The organism is Lacinutrix sp. Bg11-31 (assembly GCF_002831665.1).
Lineage (GTDB): Bacteria > Bacteroidota > Bacteroidia > Flavobacteriales > Flavobacteriaceae > Lacinutrix.
In genome coordinates this window covers 2,170,532-2,190,640 of sequence record NZ_CP025118.1, presented here as the reverse complement: position 1 = coordinate 2,190,640, position 20,109 = coordinate 2,170,532, and the positions used below count along the sequence as shown (strand labels likewise).

18 protein-coding genes and 1 tRNA gene are annotated in these 20,109 nt (G+C 32.0%); 13 read left to right on the top strand and 6 right to left on the bottom strand.

Annotated elements, in window-relative coordinates; all coding sequences use genetic code 11:
• Positions 1–16: 16 nt before the first annotated feature.
• From CW733_RS09880 to CW733_RS09835, 10 genes are all read left to right on the top strand, one after another.
• Positions 17–1,219: an FtsW/RodA/SpoVE family cell cycle protein gene (locus CW733_RS09880; RefSeq protein WP_100997027.1), complete on the top strand. Its 1,203-nt coding sequence runs from the start codon at positions 17–19 to the stop codon at positions 1,217–1,219.
• Positions 1,220–2,314 (top strand): undecaprenyldiphospho-muramoylpentapeptide beta-N-acetylglucosaminyltransferase, encoded by a 1,095-nt coding sequence (murG, locus tag CW733_RS09875; protein ID WP_100997026.1) that lies wholly within the window; start codon positions 1,220–1,222, stop codon positions 2,312–2,314.
• Positions 2,315–2,408: 94 nt separating this feature from the next.
• On the top strand, positions 2,409–3,761 hold the full coding sequence (murC, locus tag CW733_RS09870; protein WP_100997025.1) for a UDP-N-acetylmuramate--L-alanine ligase: 1,353 nt from the start codon (positions 2,409–2,411) through the stop codon (positions 3,759–3,761).
• Positions 3,751–4,470, top strand: a complete 720-nt coding sequence (locus tag CW733_RS09865; protein WP_100997024.1) for a cell division protein FtsQ/DivIB — start codon at positions 3,751–3,753, stop codon at positions 4,468–4,470. The genes murC and CW733_RS09865 overlap by 11 nt, the downstream gene beginning before the upstream one ends.
• A 3-nt stretch (positions 4,471–4,473) precedes the next feature.
• Positions 4,474–5,793, top strand: a complete 1,320-nt coding sequence (gene ftsA / locus CW733_RS09860) for a cell division protein FtsA (protein ID WP_100997023.1) — start codon at positions 4,474–4,476, stop codon at positions 5,791–5,793.
• Between the two features lie 122 nt (positions 5,794–5,915).
• Positions 5,916–7,874, top strand: a complete 1,959-nt coding sequence (ftsZ, locus tag CW733_RS09855; RefSeq protein WP_100997022.1) for a cell division protein FtsZ — start codon at positions 5,916–5,918, stop codon at positions 7,872–7,874.
• A 148-nt stretch (positions 7,875–8,022) separates the two neighbouring features.
• A complete protein-coding gene (locus tag CW733_RS09850; protein WP_100997021.1) occupies positions 8,023–8,472 on the top strand; it encodes a GatB/YqeY domain-containing protein in 450 nt (149 codons plus the stop codon).
• A 13-nt stretch (positions 8,473–8,485) separates the two neighbouring features.
• Positions 8,486–8,559 (top strand) — tRNA-Arg (locus CW733_RS09845).
• A 54-nt stretch (positions 8,560–8,613) separates the two neighbouring features.
• Complete coding sequence (locus CW733_RS09840) at positions 8,614–11,016, top strand: O-antigen ligase (protein WP_100997020.1); 2,403 nt, start codon at positions 8,614–8,616, stop codon at positions 11,014–11,016.
• Between the two features lie 106 nt (positions 11,017–11,122).
• Positions 11,123–12,013 carry a zinc-dependent peptidase gene (locus CW733_RS09835; RefSeq protein ID WP_100997019.1) on the top strand — a complete coding sequence of 297 codons (891 nt, stop codon included), beginning with the start codon at positions 11,123–11,125 and terminating at the stop codon, positions 12,011–12,013.
• On the opposite strand, the gene rpe is transcribed toward CW733_RS09835, so the two are convergent.
• The 3 genes from rpe to CW733_RS09820 form a co-directional block, all read right to left on the bottom strand.
• Positions 12,010–12,672: a ribulose-phosphate 3-epimerase gene (gene rpe, locus CW733_RS09830; RefSeq protein ID WP_100997018.1), complete on the bottom strand. Its 663-nt coding sequence runs from the start codon at positions 12,670–12,672 to the stop codon at positions 12,010–12,012. The genes CW733_RS09835 and rpe overlap by 4 nt on opposite strands.
• 39 nt (positions 12,673–12,711) lie before the next feature.
• Positions 12,712–13,122, bottom strand: a complete 411-nt coding sequence (locus CW733_RS09825; RefSeq protein ID WP_100997017.1) for a BLUF domain-containing protein — start codon at positions 13,120–13,122, stop codon at positions 12,712–12,714.
• Between the two features lie 325 nt (positions 13,123–13,447).
• Positions 13,448–14,311, bottom strand: coding sequence for an RNA polymerase sigma factor RpoD/SigA (locus CW733_RS09820; RefSeq protein WP_034062287.1), 864 nt, complete (start codon positions 14,309–14,311; stop codon positions 13,448–13,450).
• A 661-nt stretch (positions 14,312–14,972) separates the two neighbouring features.
• Here CW733_RS09820 and CW733_RS09815 point away from each other — a divergent pair.
• Positions 14,973–15,161, top strand: a complete 189-nt coding sequence (locus CW733_RS09815) for a hypothetical protein (protein WP_100997016.1) — start codon at positions 14,973–14,975, stop codon at positions 15,159–15,161.
• Between the two features lie 89 nt (positions 15,162–15,250).
• On the opposite strand, the gene CW733_RS09810 is transcribed toward CW733_RS09815, so the two are convergent.
• Together CW733_RS09810 and rpsO are read right to left on the bottom strand one after the other, a co-directional pair.
• Positions 15,251–17,488, bottom strand: a complete 2,238-nt coding sequence (locus CW733_RS09810; protein ID WP_100997015.1) for a polyribonucleotide nucleotidyltransferase — start codon at positions 17,486–17,488, stop codon at positions 15,251–15,253.
• Positions 17,489–17,685: 197 nt separating this feature from the next.
• Positions 17,686–17,955 carry a 30S ribosomal protein S15 gene (gene rpsO / locus CW733_RS09805; protein WP_100997014.1) on the bottom strand — a complete coding sequence of 90 codons (270 nt, stop codon included), beginning with the start codon at positions 17,953–17,955 and terminating at the stop codon, positions 17,686–17,688.
• Positions 17,956–18,218: 263 nt separating this feature from the next.
• On the opposite strand from rpsO, the gene CW733_RS09800 reads away from it, so the two are divergent.
• Positions 18,219–18,458 (top strand): hypothetical protein, encoded by a 240-nt coding sequence (locus tag CW733_RS09800; RefSeq protein ID WP_232730346.1) that lies wholly within the window; start codon positions 18,219–18,221, stop codon positions 18,456–18,458.
• A 278-nt stretch (positions 18,459–18,736) separates the two neighbouring features.
• Positions 18,737–19,090 carry an ATP-binding protein gene (locus CW733_RS16780; protein WP_100997012.1) on the top strand — a complete coding sequence of 118 codons (354 nt, stop codon included), beginning with the start codon at positions 18,737–18,739 and terminating at the stop codon, positions 19,088–19,090.
• Positions 19,091–19,144: 54 nt separating this feature from the next.
• Here the strand turns inward: CW733_RS16780 and accD are convergent, their stop codons facing one another.
• Entirely contained in the window at positions 19,145–20,002 is an 858-nt protein-coding gene (accD, locus tag CW733_RS09790) for an acetyl-CoA carboxylase, carboxyltransferase subunit beta (protein WP_100997011.1), read from the bottom strand.
• Positions 20,003–20,109 lie beyond the last annotated feature (107 nt).

Here is a 20,109-nt window from a genome sequence, read left to right as displayed (position 1 = left end):
TATTTAAAACCAAAAAGTGCAACAAGTATTTAAAAACATAAAAGGAGATCGATTAATCTGGGCAATAGCTGCTTTACTGGCTATTTTCTCATTCCTTCCTGTGTATAGTGCTGCTAGTAATTTGGTAAATATTGGTGGAAACTCTAATACGTTTTCATACTTTATAAAACACTTTATGCATTTGTTTTTAGGATTTTCGATTATGTATGGTGTGCATAAAGTTCCATATCGTTATTTCCGTGGTTTGTCTATGGTCATGATACCAATTGTATTGGTGCTATTAGTGGTTACAATACTTCAGGGCACAACAATTGAAGGTGCAAATGCTAGTCGATGGATTCGTATTCCGTTTGTAAATATGTCTTTTCAAACATCAACGTTGGCATCAGTAGTATTAATGGTTTATGTGGCAAGGTATATGTCGAAAACAAAAGATGAAGAAGTTTCTTTTAAAGAGTCAGTTTTACCGCTTTGGATTCCTGTATTTCTAGTTTTAGCCTTAATTTTGCCTTCTAATTTTTCAACTACAGCATTGATTTTTTTAATGGTTGTAATTTTAGTGTTTTTAGGTGGTTATCCCATTAGGTATTTGGCGGTTATAATAGGTTCAGGGATTTTAGCATTAGTCATGTTTATTTTGGTTGCCAAAGCATTTCCAGATGCTATGCCAAATCGTGTAGATACTTGGATGAATAGAATCGAGAATTTTTCTGGTGAAGGAGATTCCGATGGAGATTATCAAATAGAAAAAGCAAAAATCGCAATAGCCTCGGGAGAATTTTGGGGAGTTGGACCAGGGAAAAGTACACAAAAAAACTTTTTACCTCAATCGTCCTCCGATTTTATTTTCGCAATTATTATTGAGGAATATGGACTTGTTGGAGGTCTGCTTTTATTAGTATTATATATGTGGTTGTTGTTTAGAATTGTAATAGTGGCGCAGAAATCGGATACCATTTTTGGGAAACTGTTAGTGCTTGGTGTTGGGATTCCAATTGTATTTCAGGCCATGATAAATATGGCAGTTGCAGTAGAGTTGTTTCCTGTTACAGGTCAAACTTTACCGTTAATTAGTAGTGGTGGAACATCTATTTGGATGACTTGTTTAGCAATAGGAATTATATTAAGCGTAAGCGCAAAAAGAGAAGAAATAAAAGGTAAAGAAAACGAAGAAGGCGTGGAGCAAAATCCATTAGAAATTCTTTCGGAAGCTATATAAATGAGTCATTATAAAATTATATTATCAGGTGGTGGTACAGGTGGACATATCTATCCTGCAATTGCTATTGCGAACGAGTTAAAAACACGTTACCCAGATGCAGAGTTCCTTTTTGTAGGAGCAAATGATCGTATGGAAATGGAGAAAGTTCCTCAAGCTGGTTATAAAATTAAAGGTTTGTGGATAACTGGAATAGAAAGAAAACTATCACTTAAAAATTTAATGTTTCCATTTAAGCTTGTAAATAGTTTGTGGAATGCAAGAAAAATTGTTAATCAGTTTAAGCCAGATGTTGTAATAGGAACTGGAGGCTTTGCTAGTGGACCATTATTGCAAATGGCCGTTTTTAAAGGAATACCTAGTTTAATACAAGAACAGAATTCGTATCCAGGAATTACAAATAAACTACTGTCTAAAAAAGCGCAAAAAATATGTGTTGCTTATGATGGTTTAGAGCGGTTTTTTCCGAAGAATAAAATGTTAAAAACAGGAAACCCTGTACGTCAAGATTTGTTAGATATTGCATCTAAAAGAGATGAAGCCATAAAATATTTTGGTTTAGTTGAGGGTAAGAAAACACTTTTAGTTTTAGGCGGAAGTTTGGGTGCAAAAGCAATAAACGAATTACTGAAAAGAGAGTTGGATTTTTTACAAACACAACAGGTACAAATTATCTGGCAAACAGGAAAATTGTATTATAAAGATTATAGAATTAATGGAGATATAAAACATGTACAAGTACATGAATATATAAATAATATGGATTTAGCTTACGCAGCTGCAGATATTATTATCTCAAGAGCAGGAGCAGGATCTGTGTCAGAGTTGTGTATTGTTGGAAAGCCTGTGGTTTTTGTGCCTTCACCTTATGTGGCAGAAGATCATCAAACTAAAAACGCAAAAGCAATTGTAGATGAAAATGCTGCTTTAATGATTGCTCAAGAAGATTTGAAAGTTGATTTTAAAAATAAGTTTTCTCAATTGGTGGCTTCAGCTGAAAAGCAAAAACAACTAAGTGATAATATTAAAAAATTAGCATTAGTAAATGCGACAAAAGAAATAGTAGATGAAGTTGAAAAACTTTTGAAGCAATAAGTAGTAAATATAAAATAGTATATGGTCGAGCGCAGTCGAGACCTTGGAGGAATAATAATTATAAAATAGATTTCTGCCTTCGCAGGAATGACAAATGAATTTAAACAACATACATAACATCTACTTTGTGGGTATTGGAGGAATTGGAATGAGTGCTATTGCACGCTATTTCAATGCTACCAATAAGCATGTTGCTGGCTACGATAAAACGAAGACAGTAATAACTGATAGTCTTGATGAGCTAGGTGTTGAAGTGAATTTTGAAGATAGTATTGAGGCAATAGGTAGTTCGTTTTTAGATTCTAAAGAAACACTTGTTGTTTATACACCAGCAATCCCTAAAGATAATAAACAGCTTAATTATTTTAGAAATAATGGATTCGAGGTTTTAAAACGTTCAGAGATATTAGGCTTAATTACAGAAAACACATTTTGTTTAGCTGTTGCAGGAACGCATGGAAAAACGACAACAACGAGTATTTTGGGTCATATTATGATGGAATGTAATGTTCCGTTAACTGCTTTTTTAGGCGGTATTAGCGAGAATTATAATTCTAACTTAATATTAAATGGAGATGAAGTAAGTGTTGTGGAGGCGGATGAGTTTGATCGCTCTTTTTTAACCTTATCTCCAGATTTAGCATGTATTACTTCAATGGATGCAGATCATTTAGATATTTATGGAGATGCTTCAGAGTTAATAAAAACGTTTGAAGATTTTTCGAAAAAATTAAAACCAAACGGAAAACTGTTTATTAAAAATGGTTTGCCTTTAAAAGGAATTACTTACGGGATTGAAGATGATTCAGATTATTCCGCTCAAAATATAAAAATAGAAAATGGCGCTTATGTGTTTGATGTTAAAACACCAAATACAGTGCTAAAACAAGTTCAATTTAACCTACCTGGTAGACATAATTTGTCGAATGCATTAATAGCTTTAGCGATGGCTGTAGAATATGGTGTCCCTACACCGCAGCTCGTTAAAGCATTGGCATCTTACAAAGGTGTGAAACGTCGTTTTACGTATCAAATAAAAACTGATGAGCTTGTTTTTATAGATGATTATGCGCATCACCCAGAAGAAATTAATGCTGTGCATCAGGCGGTTAGAGAAATGTATCCAAAAGATAAAGTATTGGCGATTTTTCAGCCACATTTATTTTCTAGAACTAAAGATTTTGGAGCAGAGTTTGCACAGAGTCTTTCGCAATTCGACGAAGTACTTTTGTTGGATATTTATCCAGCAAGAGAATTGCCAATAGAAGGTGTAACATCTCAATGGTTATTAAGTCAAATAGATAATCCTAAAAAGGAATTAATTAATAAATCTGAAATTATTCAGAAAATAAAAGAAAGTAAAGCTAAGATTATTCTCACTATTGGTGCAGGAGATATTGGTACAGAGGTGATTAAGATTAAAGAAGCTTTGAGTTATGAAAATTAATTGGAACTACATAAAAGGTGCTGTGCTGCTTAGTTTGGTAATGTTTTTGTTTGCTTTTTCATCTGCAAGAAATGGTAGTAGAAAGGTGTTGAAAACAACGATTGAATTTGTAGAAGAAAAGAAGCCATTTATCACGCATGAGACTGTTAGTAAATTGTTAATACAAAATCATGAGCCGCTTACGAGTGTGCCTAAAGAAACTTTAGATTTGAATGTATTAGAATCTGCCCTGAATGCTAATGCAATGATTGAGAAAGCTGAGGTTTTCTTAGATGTAAATGGTGATTTTTTAGCTAAAATTAAACAGAAAGAACCTATAGCAAGAGTCTTGAGTTCAGACTCTTATTACATAGATAATAAAGGTGGTTATATGCCGTTGTCGTCTAATTTTACTGCGCGAGTACCTATGGTAACTGGCGAAGTGTCAAAGAAAAATTTAAATAACGTTTTTGCTATAGCTAGCAGGATTGTTAGTGATGAATTCTTGAAAAAGAACGTTGTCGAAATTATTCAGAATAAAAATATGTCTATTGATTTAAAGTTAAGGCAATGCAACTTTATAGTTAAAATTGGAAAACTTGAACATTTAGATAAAAAAGTAAACAATCTTAAAGCTTTTTTTAAAAAAGCAATTAAAGATAAAAGTTTAGATAAGTATAGTAAAGTGAATTTGCAATTTGAAAATCAAGTTGTTTGCACTAAAGTATAAATTATGGAACAGAATTTAGCAGTTGGATTAGACCTTGGAACCACAAAAATTGTGGCGATGATTGGGCGTAAAAACGAATATGGTAAGGTAGAAATTTTAGGCATTGGTAAGTCTAAAAGTTTGGGCATACATCGTGGTGTTGTAAATAATATTACACAAACAATTCAATCGATTCAATTGGCTGTTCAGGAAGCAGAAGCTGCAGCAGCTACAAAAATTGATGGCGTAACCGTTGGTATTGCAGGACAGCATATTCGTAGTTTGCAGCATAGTGATTATATTACCAGAGCAGATGCGGAAACTGTAATTGATGAAGATGATATTGAGCGCTTAATTAACCAAGTACATAAACTTGTTATGTTGCCTGGCGAAGAAATTATTCATGTTTTACCGCAAGAATATAAAGTTGATGGACAGGCAGAAATAAAAGAACCTATAGGAATGTATGGTGGAAGATTAGAGGCCAATTTTCATGTAGTTGTTGGTCAAGTGTCTTCTATTAGAAATATTGGACGCTGCGTTAAGAGTGCAGGTTTAGAATTAGAAGGGATAACACTTGAGCCTTTAGCATCTGCAAATGCAGTATTAAGTCAAGAAGAAAAAGAAGCTGGTGTTGCATTAATTGATATAGGAGGAGGGACAACGGATTTAGCCATTTTTAGAGATGGAATTATTCGTCATACTGCAGTAATTCCTTTTGGAGGAAATGTAATAACAGAAGATATAAAAGAAGGCTGTTCTATTATAGAAAAGCAAGCCGAATTATTGAAAATAAAGTTCGGTTCTGCATGGCCAGGAGAAAATAAGGATAATGAAATTGTGTCTATTCCAGGTTTACGAGGAAGGGAGCCAAAAGAAATTACACTTAAAAATCTGTCCAAAATTATTCATGCAAGAGTCGTTGAAATAGTGGAACAAGTGTATGTAGAGATTAAAAACTACGGTCACGAAGAACAAAAGAAAAAACTAATTGCAGGTATTGTTTTAACTGGTGGAGGAGCACAATTAAAACATCTAAAACAACTAGTAGAATATATTACAGGAATGGATACTAGGGTTGGTTATCCAAACGAGCATTTAGCTGGAGATAGTGACGATGCTATTACAAGTCCATTGTTTGCTACAGCTGTTGGTTTAGTAATGGATGGTTTAAAACGCCAAGAACGTGTTAAAGCAGAGACAATAGTAGAAGACGTAATAGAAAATGAAGTAGACGAAATTGTTGAAGAAGAAGAAATGCAAGAACCTGTAATAAAACCAAAACGTTCTTTTTTAGATGCGTTAACAGAGCGTGTAAAAGATTTTTTAGACAACGCAGAGTAGAGATGTAGCAATGCTACCTCTGAAGAAACAGACAAAGAAGATGCAAAGCAGCATCTAAACAATAATAAAAATAAAGAAAACCAGAGCCGTAGTATTACTGCGTCTCGACAAAACAGAATTTTATGAGCAACAAAGAATTCGAAAGTATCGCCTTTGATTTACCTAAAAATCAATCTAACGTCATCAAGGTTATTGGTGTTGGAGGAGGTGGTAGCAACGCTATTAACCACATGTTCCAACAAGGTATTAAGGGAGTAGATTTTGTAATCTGTAATACAGATGCGCAAGCTCTTCAAAACAGTGGTGTACCAAATAAAATCCAATTAGGCCTTAACCTTACCGAAGGATTAGGAGCAGGAGCAAACCCAGAAGTTGGTATGCAATCTGCAGTAGAAAGTTTTTCGGAAATTCAGCAAATGCTTGGAACGAATACTAAAATGGTATTCATTACTGCAGGAATGGGTGGAGGAACTGGAACTGGAGCAGCACCTATTATTGCCAAGATGGCCAAAGAAATGGACATTTTAACAGTAGGTATTGTAACCATGCCTTTTCAGTTTGAAGGAAAAATGCGTAACGAACAAGCGCAAATAGGTATCGAAAAATTACGTGCAGAAGTAGATTCGTTAATCGTAATTAATAATAATAAATTAAGAGAAGTTTACGGTAATCTTGGATTTAAAGCCGGATTCTCAAAAGCTGATGAAGTCTTGGCTACAGCATCTCGTGGTATTGCAGAAGTAATTACACATCACTATACACAAAACATTGATTTACGTGACGCAAAAACGGTACTAAGTAATAGTGGAACAGCAATAATGGGTTCTTCTACATCTTCAGGACAAAACCGCGCACACGAAGCCATTTCTAAAGCATTAGATTCACCACTATTAAACGATAATAAGATTACAGGAGCTAAAAACGTATTGTTGCTAATCGTTTCTGGTTCTCAAGAAATTACTATAGATGAAATTGGTGAAATTAACGATCACATTCAAGTAGAAGCTGGACATGGAGCTAACATTATTATGGGTGTTGGTGAAGACGAGTCTTTAGAGGAATCTATTGCAGTAACTATTATTGCTACTGGTTTTAATATAGAACAGCAAGACGAGATCTCTAACACAGAAACTAAAAAGGTTATTCATGCTTTAGAAGAAGACCAAAGTATTGAAAAAGATTTAACGCCTCCAGCTATTATTACGCCAGAAGTTATTTTACAAAAACCAGAACCACCTAAAGTTGTAAAACATACTTTGAATCTAGATGAAGATACCGAAGATTCATTAAGTGTAATGGAAATGAATTTGGTGAACAAGCAGAGAAGTGTTTCTTTAGAAGCGTTAGGTTTAATTCCAACTTCTGAAGTTATCAAAAACATTGATGTTGTTTACGATGAAGTTTTAGCTACTTTTAATACTGAAGAAGAGTTTATTATTACTTCAACCGAAAATAATACTAATAATTTTGTAGCTATCGAAATTGAAGAAGAGGAAGAAAAGAAACAAATTACTTTAAGTTTCGATTTGCCAATAAATGAAGAAAGTGTAGAGGTAGAATTAGAAGCAGAGGAGAGTATCGTTTTCGATTTAAACGAGATAGAAGTAAAGGATCATGTTGAGCTAGTTCCAGTTACCCAAGTCCTTGAAAACGAAGAGGTTCGTTATGTTCTTGATGATTATGACGATAGTCCTGCTATAAATACTAAAAAAGAAGAAGTAAAAGTAGAAGAGATAGTAGATACAGAAGTTGTTTTCGAAAAGAAAGTAATTACTCAAGAAGAAGTTGTTGAAACTCCAGAAGAGGATTTAGATCCAATGAACAGTTCTATTTCAGATATTTTAAAAGATAGAGCAGATGACAGAAGGCTAAAAATGAAGTCTTTCAATCATAAATTTAATGCTTCTAAAATTGATGATATCGAAAAAATACCAGCTTACAAACGTCAAGGTTTAAGTTTGGATGAAGCGCGACATTCATCATCTGAAACTAATGTGTCTAAAACAACATTAAGCATAGATGATAATGACGATATTCAATTAAGAAATAACAATTCATTCTTACACGATAACGTAGATTAAATAGTATTGATTAATAGCATAACAAGATATTTAATCCTTTTAAACCCAAAACGTCCCTCAGCGTTTTGGGTTTTGTTTTTTTAATACCTAGAGGCCTGATCTAATTTCTTACTTTTTCCTATCTTCGTAATCCAAAAACAATAATATTATGAGTTTATCAGTAAATATAATGACAGCCTTAAAAGTGGCTATGAAAAGCAAGAATACAGTTGCATTAACCGCTTTAAGAGCCGTGAAATCTGCAATACTATTAGCACAAACAGAAAGTGGAGCTAAAGAAGAATTAACCGAAGAGCAAGAGCTTAAAATATTACAAAAACAAGTTAAGCAGCGAAAGGATAGTGCAGCTATTTTTCTAGAACAAGGTAGAGAAGATTTGGCAACACCAGAACTAGAAGAAGCAGAAGTTATTTCTCAGTTTTTACCAGAAGCTATGAGCGAAGCCGAAGTAGGGAAGCTGGTAGAAGATGCTATTACAAAAACAGGAGCGCAAGGCATGAAAGATATGGGAAAAGTAATGGGAATAGTTAACCAAGTAGTAGCTGGACGAGCAGATGGTAAAATAATTTCTACAATTGTAAAAAGTAAATTATCATAACATCACATTAACTGGCTGTGTAGCTCAATTGGATAGAGTATTGGATTTCGGCTCCAACGGTTGTAGGTTCGAATCCTATCACAGTCACGAAAAAAGCTGTAATTTATTTAAAGCTTTGTTTTTAATTAACAAGTAAATATAATGAATACCCTTTTTAAAAAAACAAATAATGTAAATTACGTAATTATTTTTTTGTATTTAATAACTCTATTTGTGCCATCACTAGGTGCTTTTGATTTTGCTGCTACTCAGTGGTTTTATATAGGGACATTAAATGTTGTAGTTTTTTTGTATTATTTACTTACACCAGGATATTTGTCTTTTGCTTTTCCAAAATATGTAAAATTATTTTTTGGAATTCAAATATTGACTTTTATTGTGTCTTGTTTATCTATGACTCAGTCAATTATTATTGACGAAAGTATAGTTTATATATCAAGAATATTCACTTTTATATTTTGTATTTTTAATTTATATATAGTTTTTAGGGATAAGAATTCTTTTAGTTATTTAGGATTTAGTCTATTAATTAGTTCAGTTTTATTTATAGAATCTTTTGAGGTTGTATATTATTTTTTTACTAAATCAAGTGCACTAAGAACAACAGAACTATTACAAGGGATTCCTCATCGATATGGTAATCGAAATATTCTTGCTGCAGCAATAGTAATAAAATTACCATTCTTATTATATGTTTTTCAACAATTAAAAGGTTTAAAAAGAATCCTTCCTTTAATAGCTATATTCTTTATAATTGCAAGTCTTTTTCTAATTGGTACACGAACGGCTGCTTTAATTATGGCAATTGTTTTGGTTGTTTTTTCAATCGCCTATTTTATTATTTCAAAATATTCTATTAAGAAAAGTTTTAAAACCATTATGCCGCTACTTATTGTTGCATTAATGGCTTTGGGCTTTTCTATATCTATAAATAAAATTTATAATAATAAAATAAATTCTTACGTAGACTTGTTTTCTACTAAACTAGAAAAGGATTTATATAACCCAAAAGGAAAGTCGAATTTAGTTAATGGCTCAGGAAGAAAAGATATTTGGAACTCTGCTATTAAAGATTTTAAAAAATCACCAATTATTGGTGTAGGGATAGGTAATTGGAGACATAACTCGAGAGCAGATTTAGCAATAAATAGGAGTAATAAACAAGTTATCTTTTCGACACACGTTCATAATGATTATTTACAAGCTTTAGCTGAAACAGGTATTATAGGATTTCTATTATATTTAAGTGTCTACATAATAAGCTTCGTGTTGTTAGTTATCTTTTTTAGAAGTTTAAAAACTAATTTAGACAGGTTTTTCACTATTACCATAGCTCTAGCTTTAATAGGCTACATGATTGATGCCTTTTTTAATTTCCCTCACGACAGAGCACCAATTCAAATTGTGCTCGCATTTATATTGGCAATTATTTTAGGATTCTCAAGTAAAGATAGTCAAGTTAAAGAGAGCCTTGAAATTACTAAAAGAACTAAGGTAATTGGGTTTTCTATAGCTTTTATAATGTTATTGAATGCTGTTAATCTTTATAGAGATTATAGTGCATCAAAAGTTCAGTTTACATTAATGAAAGAATTAAAGACTAAAGATGCCTTTACTCAAAAATATAAATATTCATACAAACAGGTGGTTGCTATGCTACCCGATTACCCATATGTAAATCAAATAGGCACAACAAATGATGACATTAAGGCAATGTTTGCTATTAATAATAAAAAGTATGATATAGCATTAAAGCATTTGGACGCTTCTATTTCAAGAGTTGAGAACGATATGTGGCCACGAACTTTAAAAGCAATGACGTATAATGTTCTTAAAAAGGAGGATAGTGCATTCGTTTATTCTAAAGAAGTTTTTGATGCAGTACCAAGTGTCGAATCTAATTTTTTTATTCTAAAGGGCATATATAAAAAACGTAAAGATACCGTAGCATTGTTCAATTTATATGATAGGCATTTTAAAGTTAGACCTCAAAATATTACAGCATGGCTACATATGTGTAATGATATAAGAAACTATTATAGAGACGATTCTTTAGCTTTAAGTAAAGTTAATTATGCCTTAGAAAGTTATCCATACGACAAAGAGCTTATAAGTTTTAAAAGTGAACTTGTTAAAATAATGTCTACAAAACCTAAGTATGATGCTATAGGAAGTAAGCTAGATAAGAGTGTTGTTGATGAAATGACAGAATACTTTAAAGCAGCTAATAATTATTTTAATCAAAAAGATTATGCTAAAGCAAGAATTCAATTTCTTAAAGTTTTAGAACTAGAACCAAATAACTTGCCTACGCACTTTAAATTAGGTTTATTAGAGAACCTAATAAAAAATTATAAAGATGCAATTCCTTACTTCACTAAAGTGATTAACGATAAGTATTTAAATAATGGGAGACCAGAATACAGTAGAGGAGTTTCTTACTTAAAGCTAAATGATAATAGTAATGCTAAAAAAGATTTTTTAATAAGTAGAAATAAGAAATGGCCAGCAGCTTTAAAGCTTAGTGATGCTTTTTTTAAATAGTGAATAGTGTATAAGAAATCGACGCTAATTAATTTCACTATTAAGATAATCTACATTAAATATTACATTTTACTTTCTAAATTTTTATAGGTTATAAAAAACATAAATGAACAATATTTTAATAAAAATTGCTTTTCTATTTCAAGAAAAGGAAGAGCTATTAATATTTAAAATAGTTATTATAACTTTAAGTGTAATAACGGCTTTACTTGTACTTTTTACCATTCTTCGTGGCTTGTTTCTTTTCTTTGAAATGGCCTTTGTTGAGTATTTTAAAAAGAAACAGTTTTTTACTCATTTTTATTTTAAAAGAAATAAGCTTTCTAAACCTTATAAATTAATACTTAAACAAGAATTTTCTTTTTACAATAAACTAGATCTTGTAGAAAAAAAGAATTTCGATCATCGTATTCAATACTTTATTAAAAACTGGGAGTTTGTTGGTAAAGAAATAGATGTAAATAATGTTATGAAAGTTAAGATTGCAGCTACTGCTACAAAATTAACTTTTGGTTTTAGAAATTACAAGATAGATGTCCTTGATAAAATAATTATATACCCTAACGCTTATTATTCTACAGTTAACAAGCAAATGCATAAAGGCGAATTTAATATGGCTTATAATGCGTTAATTTTCTCTTGGGAAGATTTTGAAGAAGGATACACTATAGAAAACGACAACTTAAATTTGGGAGTCCATGAGTGTATTCATGCCATACATGTTACATTTTTAAAATCCAGAAAATATAGTACAAGTGCAGCTATATTTTTAGATTCATTTCAAGAGCTTACTACGTATTTAGACGCAAATCTGGCATTAAAACAAAGGCTTATTTCCTCTGGGTATTTTAGGGATTACGCTTTCGAAAATCATTTTGAGTTTATCTCTGTTTTAGTCGAGAATTTTATAGAAACTCCCGTAGAGTTTCAATCTCATTTTCCAAAAATATACGAGAAAGTAAAGCAAATGCTCAATTTCAATTTTGCAGGCTATTAACTATTTGCTAAAGTTTTTAAATTCTTAATAGTAGCTGCTTGATCACTACTTTTAAAAACATGACTTCCAGCTACAAAAACATCAGCACCTGCCTCTACTAGTTTTTCTATGTTTTTATCTGTTACACCACCATCAATTTCAATTTTAGTGTCTAAACCTTGTTCAGTTATCATTTTGCGTAATTTCTTTACACGTTGATACGTAATATCTTCAAATTTCTGACCACCAAAACCAGGGTTAATAGACATTAATAAAACCATATAGCATTCTGGTAGAATATCTTCTAAAACAGAAACAGGAGTTGTTAAATTTAAAACAATACCAGCTTTACAGCCAGCATCTTTAATTTGTCTTAATGTTCTATGTAAATGTACTGTAGATTCATGGTGTACAGTAATAATATCTGCGCCAACCTTTGCAAATTCCTCAATATAACGTTCAGGCTTTTCTATCATTAAATGCACGTCTAAAGGTTTTGTAGCGTGTTTTTTAATAGCAGCAATAATTGGCATTCCGTAAGAAATGTTTGGAACAAAGTGTCCATCCATTACGTCAATATGAAACCAATCGGCATCACTATTGTTAACCATTTCTGTATCACGTTGTAAGTTGCCAAAATCGGCAGCAAGCATTGAAGGAGCAATTAGTTTATTAGCCATTATGTAAAATTTTAGTTGTGTTAAACAAAACTAATACTTTTATAGCTCAACACTAAATAGATTTGATATTATCTCCATAAAATATTTTTTTTCAGGTAAATCTTCAGATTCCATGTAGTTGTGGTATTCTTGAAGCCCAAATATGGTATCTAAATCTTCTACATGAGAATAGCCCGTTGTAAAATTATTAAATGTAAAATCACCTATTCTCTGGTTTACTAACTCTTTAATATCCTTATGTCTTTTATCTCCTTTTAATTTAGAAAATAAAGAGTCAATACATTGCTCATCTCCTTCAATTATTTGAAAATAATTAGTATTAGACTTAAACAATAGGCCTTTTATATTAAGGGAGTCGTTGTTTTTTTTACAATTATCAAACAGGGATTCTGTTTCAAGAATAGAAAGCTCCTTGTTTAAGGTGCTTCTATAGCAAATAGATTTTAACATAAAATAGTAGGATTTGGGTATTACCAAATTTGATAAAATTCACTTAAAGCGGACTATCTACACCCTTTATACTATGTTTAATCGATAAAGAGCAGGTATTAACGGTTAAAAGACCATTTTTGCTAAGTTTATTGATTTGTTGTATTAGGTAAGTTTATAAAAAGTGAAACCACGGTAATCAGCCGTGGTTTCTTTCATCAATCAAAAAACGAACAGTTATGAATAACTGTTTGTTACTGTAAAATTCCTTCCAAAATTTTGGGTTCAATAACTAAATCCCAAAAATTACTTTTTGAGATTTAGTTATTGTTTAGGAATTTAAAATTTATCCTAAGTAAGTTTTTAATATTTTACTTCTAGATGTATGTTTTAATCTTCTAATAGCTTTTTCTTTAATTTGTCTTACACGTTCACGTGTTAAGTCAAAAGTTTCGCCAATTTCTTCAAGAGTCATTGGGTGTTGGTTTCCTAAACCAAAGTACAATCTAATAACATCTGCTTCACGAGGCGTTAAAGTTTCAAGAGCACGTTCAATCTCAGTACGTAAAGACTCATGTAATAAGTTACGATCAGGATTTGGCGACTCGCCAGAATTTAATACATCGTATAAGTTAGAATCCTCACCTTCAACTAAAGGAGCATCCATACTTACGTGACGCCCAGAATTCTTCATAGATTCCTTAACGTCGTTAATAGTCATATCTAACTCTTTTGCAATTTCTTCAGCACTTGGAGGTCTCTCGTGTGCTTGCTCTAAAAAGGCAAAAGTTTTGTTTATTTTATTAATAGAACCAATCTTGTTTAACGGTAAACGTACAATACGAGACTGCTCTGCTAACGCTTGTAAAATAGATTGTCTAATCCACCATACAGCATAAGAGATAAATTTAAAACCACGCGTTTCATCAAAACGTTGTGCAGCTTTAATTAAACCTAAATTACCTTCGTTAATTAAATCTGGTAACGTTAAACCTTGGTTTTGGTATTGCTTAGCTACCGATACTACGAAACGTAAATTAGCTTTCGTCAATTTCTCAAGAGCTAACTGGTCGCCAGCCTTAATACGTTGTGCTAATTCTACTTCTTCGTCTGCGGTAATTAAGTCAACTTTTCCAATTTCTTGTAAGTATTTGTCTAATGATGCGGTCTCACGGTTGGTTACCTGCTTGGTAATTTTAAGTTGTCTCATGTATGTAAGTTGAAATTAATTCCTAGTAAATAGGAGTGAATAAATTGCTATCAATAGTTATACGCACAAAAGATACATTTTGTTACAAAAAACTTTAATTATTTTTTTTTGGCGTTCCCTTTTTAAGCCAAAAAAGCTTAAAAACGTCAGGCTGTACATTATATCTTTTTTTAAGAAAAATAAAAAAAGGATGCCATTCCCATCCTTAACGCGCTTACTCATATGGCTTACTCAAAATCTAAAACTTGAGTGGCTTCAATTAAATTATGTAATGCATTAATTTTAGCATAGATTTTATTAAAAAAAGTATTGCGTTCTTTTTCGCCAACAGTATTTAATAGCTTAGAATTCTGTAGCTGTTTGTTTAAAAAAGTTTCTGCTTCATTACAAGTATGTTTATCGCTAGTCTTATAACAAGAGAGTAATGTAAAAGGTGCATTAGCATTTGCGCATTTGGCGTGTTTACCAATACATTATTATTCATTAAGTGTAGTTCGTTGTAATAGAGTTTAAACTCTAAATTCGTATTTCATAGTTTAACAGCAATGGCTTTAATTAGTTTTTTTAATAAGTCGCAAAGCAGTAAAGCTGTTACAGTAGAAATCTGTCCTGCTTGGTAGTATAAATGAATCTGTTTTAAAGTACTATTTATAGAAGGTATATGCCAAATCTCTGTAGTTTATTTTCGTTTAATATTTACGATAATGCCGATGTTAATTTAGATAGAACAGTTCGTTATCAAGGTTCTGTAAATGATTCTAATACAATAAAGGATATTATATTATCACATCCTGATAATACATCAAACAGTAATTTGTTTTCTCTTTCAGAGCAATTACCAGAGAATTAATTTAATTTTAGAATAAATCAGGTAGATTATTTAATACAAAAAAGCCCATCAAATTTTGATGGGCTTTCAAATATATAAGCTAAAAAGAATTAATCTTCTTTTCTTGGAGCTCTAGGTTTTCTGTCATCACGACGGTTGTCTCTACCTCTGTTATCACGTCCACCAGAACGATTGTCATCTCTTGGTGGTCTTGCTACATAACCTTCAGGCTTTTCTAACAATGCTTTACGAGATACTTTTTCTTTACGAGTTCTTGGGTCAAGTCCAAAATACTTCACATTGAAAACGTCACCCATATTAACAACGTCTGTTACACTTTCTGTACGTTCCCATGCTAATTCACTTACGTGTAATAACACTTCGTTTCCTGGAGCATCCATATATTCAACAACAGCACCAAAATCTAACATTTTTATAACTTTGACTTCGTATGTTTCACCTACTTTCGGCTTAAATAAGATAGCATCTATTTTTGCCATAACAGCATCAATACCTGCGCTACCAACACCTAATATCTCTACAATACCTTCTTCAGTTACTGGATCTTCGTTAATAACGATAGTTGTCTCAGTCTCTTTTTGCATCTCTTGGATTACTTTTCCTCCAGGTCCAATTAAAGCACCAATAAATTCGTTTGGTACTCTACGTGTAACCATTGTAGGAGCGTGTTCCTTAACTTCTGCGTTAGGAGTATCAATAGTATCTGTTAATTTACCTAAGATATGTAAACGACCATCTCTAGCTTGTTTTAGTGCATTCACTAAAATCTCGTAGCTTAATCCTTTTACTTTAATATCCATTTGGCAAGCAGTAATACCTTCTGAAGTACCTGTTACTTTAAAATCCATATCTCCTAAGTGATCTTCATCACCTAAAATATCAGATAATACAGCGTACTTTCCAGATTCTGCATCAGAAATTAATCCCATTGCAATACCAGAAACTGGTCTTATCATTTGTACACCAGCATCCATTAATGCCATTGTTCCAGCACAAACTGTTGCCATAGAAGAAGAACCGTTAGATTCTAAAACTTCAGATACAACACGTACTGTGTAAGGGCAATCTTCAGGAATCATTCCTTTTAAACCACGTTGTGCTAAATTACCATGTCCAACTTCTCTACGAGACGTTCCACGAATTGGTCTAGCTTCACCTGTACAAAAAGGAGGGAAGTTATAATGTAAATAGAAATTCTCCTCACCTTCGTAAGATGGCATATCTATTTTGTTTGCATCTCTAGATGTTCCTAAAGTAACTGTTGCTAATGCTTGAGTTTCTCCACGAGTAAATATTGAAGAACCATGTGTTGATGGTAAGTAATCTACCTCACACCAGATTGGTCTAATTTCATCTGTCTTTCTACCATCTAAACGTAAACCTTCATCTAAGGTTAAATCTCTAATGGCAGCTTTTTCAGCTTTACGGTAATAATCAGAAATTAATCCGCCATAATCTGCTGTTTCTTCTTCAGAAAAAGACGCTTTAATATCTTCTTTTATTTCTTTAAATGCAGCAGTTCTTTCATGTTTAGAAGATCCAGCTTTTGCTATAGCATAAACTTTATCATAAGCCATGTCATGAATTTTCTTAGCTAAATCTGCTTCTTCTCTTTCTCCTTCGTATTCACGAACTGGTTTCTTTCCAAATGCTTCAGCTAATCTTAACTGGGCAGCACATTGTACTTTAATAGCTTCGTGTGCAAACTTAATAGCATCTGCCATTTCGTCTTCAGAAATTTCATCCATTTCACCTTCAACCATCATTACAGAATCAGCACTTGCTCCAATCATCATATCGATGTCAGACTCTGCTAATTGAGCTCTAGTTGGGTTGATAATAAATTCTCCATTTATACGTCCAACTCTTGCTTCAGAGATAGCACATTCAAAAGGAAAATCTGATAATTGAATAGCTGCTGATGCTGCTAATCCAGCCATTGCATCTGGCATAACGTTTTCGTCATGAGACATTAACTGTATCATTACTTGCGTTTCTGCTGTGTAATCTTTTGGAAATAATGGACGTAAAACTCTATCCACTAATCGCATTGTTAACACTTCTCCATCACTTGGTCTTGCTTCTCTTTTGAAGAAACCACCAGGATAACGACCTGCAGCTGCAAATTTCTCTCTGTAATCTACCGTTAATGGTAAAAAACCAAGATCTTTTTGTTCGTAATTGGAAACAACTGTACATAACATCATACATTTTCCCGATGTAACAACAACAGAACCGTGTGCCTGTTTTGCTAATTTTCCGGTTTCGATGGTAATTTCTCTTCCATCACCTAGGTCAATGACCTCTTTAAAAACTTTTGGAATCATAAATAAGTTTTAATTCTAATACCGATGATTAGTTTCTCAATCGGAATTTTGGTTAAACATTGGTAGTTGTGTTGTGTAGTAGTAGTGTCCAATGAAAAACTATAATTAGCTTCTTCAATTTTGGTGTTTATACTCTTCCAAATCGAGTTGTTAGATACTAAAAAACCACGCTGTTAGGCGTGGTCTATATATTGAGATTATTTTCTTAATCCTAATTCTTTTACTATAGCACGATATCTTAAGACATCTTTCTTAGTTAAGTAATCTAGTAAGCTTCTTCTTTTTCCTACTAACATTACTAACGAACGCTCTGTATTATAATCTTTACGATTACTTTTTAAGTGTTGTGTTAAGTGCTCAATTCTTTGTGTAAATATTGCAATCTGTCCTTCTGCAGAACCAGTGTCTTTTGCGTCTTTACCGTGTTTCTTAAAGAGTTTCTCTTTTTCTTCTTTTGTTAAATACATTCTAATATTATTGTAAATGATTGTTATGTAAACGAAAGCTTGTCTTTCGAGCCGCAAATATAATAAATAATAATTATTTTAAGTTGTATTTAAGTGAATAACATTTAAAAAAATATTTATGTTATTTAAAATAAGTAGGAGTTATTTCATACTCTTTAGAAGAGTATAAAACGATTTTTTATTAAATGAGGGATATATTATAGATTCAAATCTTTTATTCAATATGCCTAAAGCATAGTTATCATGGAATTGCTATTGTAGGATTGGATGGTAAATGGATATTGGTAAGCAAAAGTATATGTGATATGCTAGGATGCAATGAGGCTGAATTATTGGAAATGACCTTTCAAGAAATTATAATTAAAGAAGATTTAGCTCTTGATTTATATGAATTTAATAATCCTAAATATTTTATTTCCCAGTTACAAGATATTACGGATAGAATTAATGCAATTGAAGCTCAAAAAGTACTTGTAGAAATAATAAAAGAAAAAATGAGTTAACTTCTCTAATATTGTTACGCATAACTTAAGAACCCATTCAGGTGATTTAAAAACGTTGTTAACTTTTGTAGAAGAAGATATTGTTAATTTTAAGTCTTATGAAAATGTTCCAATGCTTTAAGAGGCATTGGATAACTTAGAAAAAACCGTTAACCATTTAAAAGAAATATCTAATGAGACTTGGTATGATAAGTCTAAGTTAAAAGCTATTAATCTTAATAGTTTTGTAAAAAGTGCACTACACAATGTTAGTGTTTTAGCTAAATACTACTTTTAACATTATAGAAAATAAAGTCGATGAATCTCTTTTAGTTATTGGTATCCTGCTTAATTTTCTAACAAATTGTAGAAAGTATAAATCTGATGAAAGACAGTACAAAATAACTCTAAGTGAAAAAGTTAAAAACGAGTTTGTATTATTAACTATTACAGATAGTGGCTTAGGTATAGATCTAGAATTATATGAAGATAGATTGTTTTCTTTATATGAAACATTCCATAACCATATTGATTCTAAGGGTCTAGGTTTGTTTATTACCAAAAATCAAATAGAATCTTTAGGTGGAAAAGTAACAGTTAAAAGTGTGCTTAATCAAGGCACTTCTTTTAATGTTTATTTAAAAGAGGCATAAAAAAACCTCACAAATTTTTTTAAGCTTGTGAGGTTTGTACTTTTTTAATAAATTCTAAGCTCTTAAAGGCTGATTCGTTATTAAATCGATATATAAATTAACTCTATTTTTTAAGTCTTTACGAAGTGTAATAAAATCTAGGAAGCCATGTTCTAATAAAAATTCAGATGTTTGGAATCCTTCTGGTAATTCTTTTCCTGTAGTATCTCTAACAATTCTAGGTCCTGCAAATCCAATTAATGCACCAGGTTCTGCAATATTTATATCTCCTAACATTGCAAAAGAAGCTGTAGTTCCTCCGGTAGTTGGGTCTGTAGAAAGCGAAATGTATGGTAAACCAGCATCTGCAAGTTGTGCTAATTTAACAGATGTTTTTGCTAATTGCATTAAAGACAAAGCTGCTTCCATCATTCTTGCGCCTCCAGATTTTGAAATAATCATGAAAGGTAATTTGTTTTTTAAAGCGTAATCTGCAGCACGAGCAATTTTTTCTCCTACAACAGAGCCCATAGAGCCACCAATAAACGCAAAATCCATAGCTGCAATAACTAAGTCTTTACCTTTAGATTTGCCAACAGCACATCGTACCGCATCTGTTAGTTTAGTTTTTTCTTGAGCCGCTTTTAAACGGTCTGGATATTTTTTGGTGTCCACAAATTTTAAAGGGTCTTTAGAAGACAAATCTTTGTCTAACTCTTTAAATTTGTTGTCGTCAAATAATATTTCGAAGTACTCTTTGCTTCCAATTCTTACGTGGTAGCCATCTTCTGGACTTACGTAGAAATTTTTTGCTAATTCTTCAGAATCTACAACTTTTCCAGTAGGAGACTTATACCATAATCCTTTTGGTATGTCTTTTTTGTCTTCAGTAGAAGTTTGTATTCCTTTATCTTTTCTTTTAAACCAAGCCATATTGATTTACTTTTTTTTAGTTTGTAATTCTAGAATAAACTAGAATAGTTGCTATTAGTTAGTTTTCGGGTTTTGTGATAACACAAGATGACAAAATTACTATTTTT

Excerpts from the sequence above, each read along its gene's own strand:
- CW733_RS09825 (WP_100997017.1), bottom strand. The coding sequence starts at position 13,122 with ATGTTAAAATCTATTTGCTATAGAAGCACCTTAAACAAGGAGCTTTCT.
- CW733_RS09815 (WP_100997016.1), top strand. The coding sequence starts at position 14,973 with ATGCCAAATCTCTGTAGTTTATTTTCGTTTAATATTTACGATAATGCC.
- ftsZ (WP_100997022.1), top strand. The coding sequence starts at position 5,916 with ATGAGCAACAAAGAATTCGAAAGTATCGCCTTTGATTTACCTAAAAAT.
- accD (WP_100997011.1), bottom strand. The coding sequence starts at position 20,002 with ATGGCTTGGTTTAAAAGAAAAGATAAAGGAATACAAACTTCTACTGAA.
- murC (WP_100997025.1), top strand. The coding sequence starts at position 2,409 with ATGAATTTAAACAACATACATAACATCTACTTTGTGGGTATTGGAGGA.
- ftsA (WP_100997023.1), top strand. The coding sequence starts at position 4,474 with ATGGAACAGAATTTAGCAGTTGGATTAGACCTTGGAACCACAAAAATT.
- CW733_RS09840 (WP_100997020.1), top strand. The coding sequence starts at position 8,614 with ATGAATACCCTTTTTAAAAAAACAAATAATGTAAATTACGTAATTATT.
- rpsO (WP_100997014.1), bottom strand. The coding sequence starts at position 17,955 with ATGTATTTAACAAAAGAAGAAAAAGAGAAACTCTTTAAGAAACACGGT.
- rpe (WP_100997018.1), bottom strand. The coding sequence starts at position 12,672 with ATGGCTAATAAACTAATTGCTCCTTCAATGCTTGCTGCCGATTTTGGC.
- CW733_RS09850 (WP_100997021.1), top strand. The coding sequence starts at position 8,023 with ATGAGTTTATCAGTAAATATAATGACAGCCTTAAAAGTGGCTATGAAA.
- CW733_RS09865 (WP_100997024.1), top strand. The coding sequence starts at position 3,751 with ATGAAAATTAATTGGAACTACATAAAAGGTGCTGTGCTGCTTAGTTTG.
- CW733_RS09820 (WP_034062287.1), bottom strand. The coding sequence starts at position 14,311 with ATGAGACAACTTAAAATTACCAAGCAGGTAACCAACCGTGAGACCGCA.
- murG (WP_100997026.1), top strand. The coding sequence starts at position 1,220 with ATGAGTCATTATAAAATTATATTATCAGGTGGTGGTACAGGTGGACAT.
- CW733_RS09835 (WP_100997019.1), top strand. The coding sequence starts at position 11,123 with ATGAACAATATTTTAATAAAAATTGCTTTTCTATTTCAAGAAAAGGAA.
- CW733_RS09810 (WP_100997015.1), bottom strand. The coding sequence starts at position 17,488 with ATGATTCCAAAAGTTTTTAAAGAGGTCATTGACCTAGGTGATGGAAGA.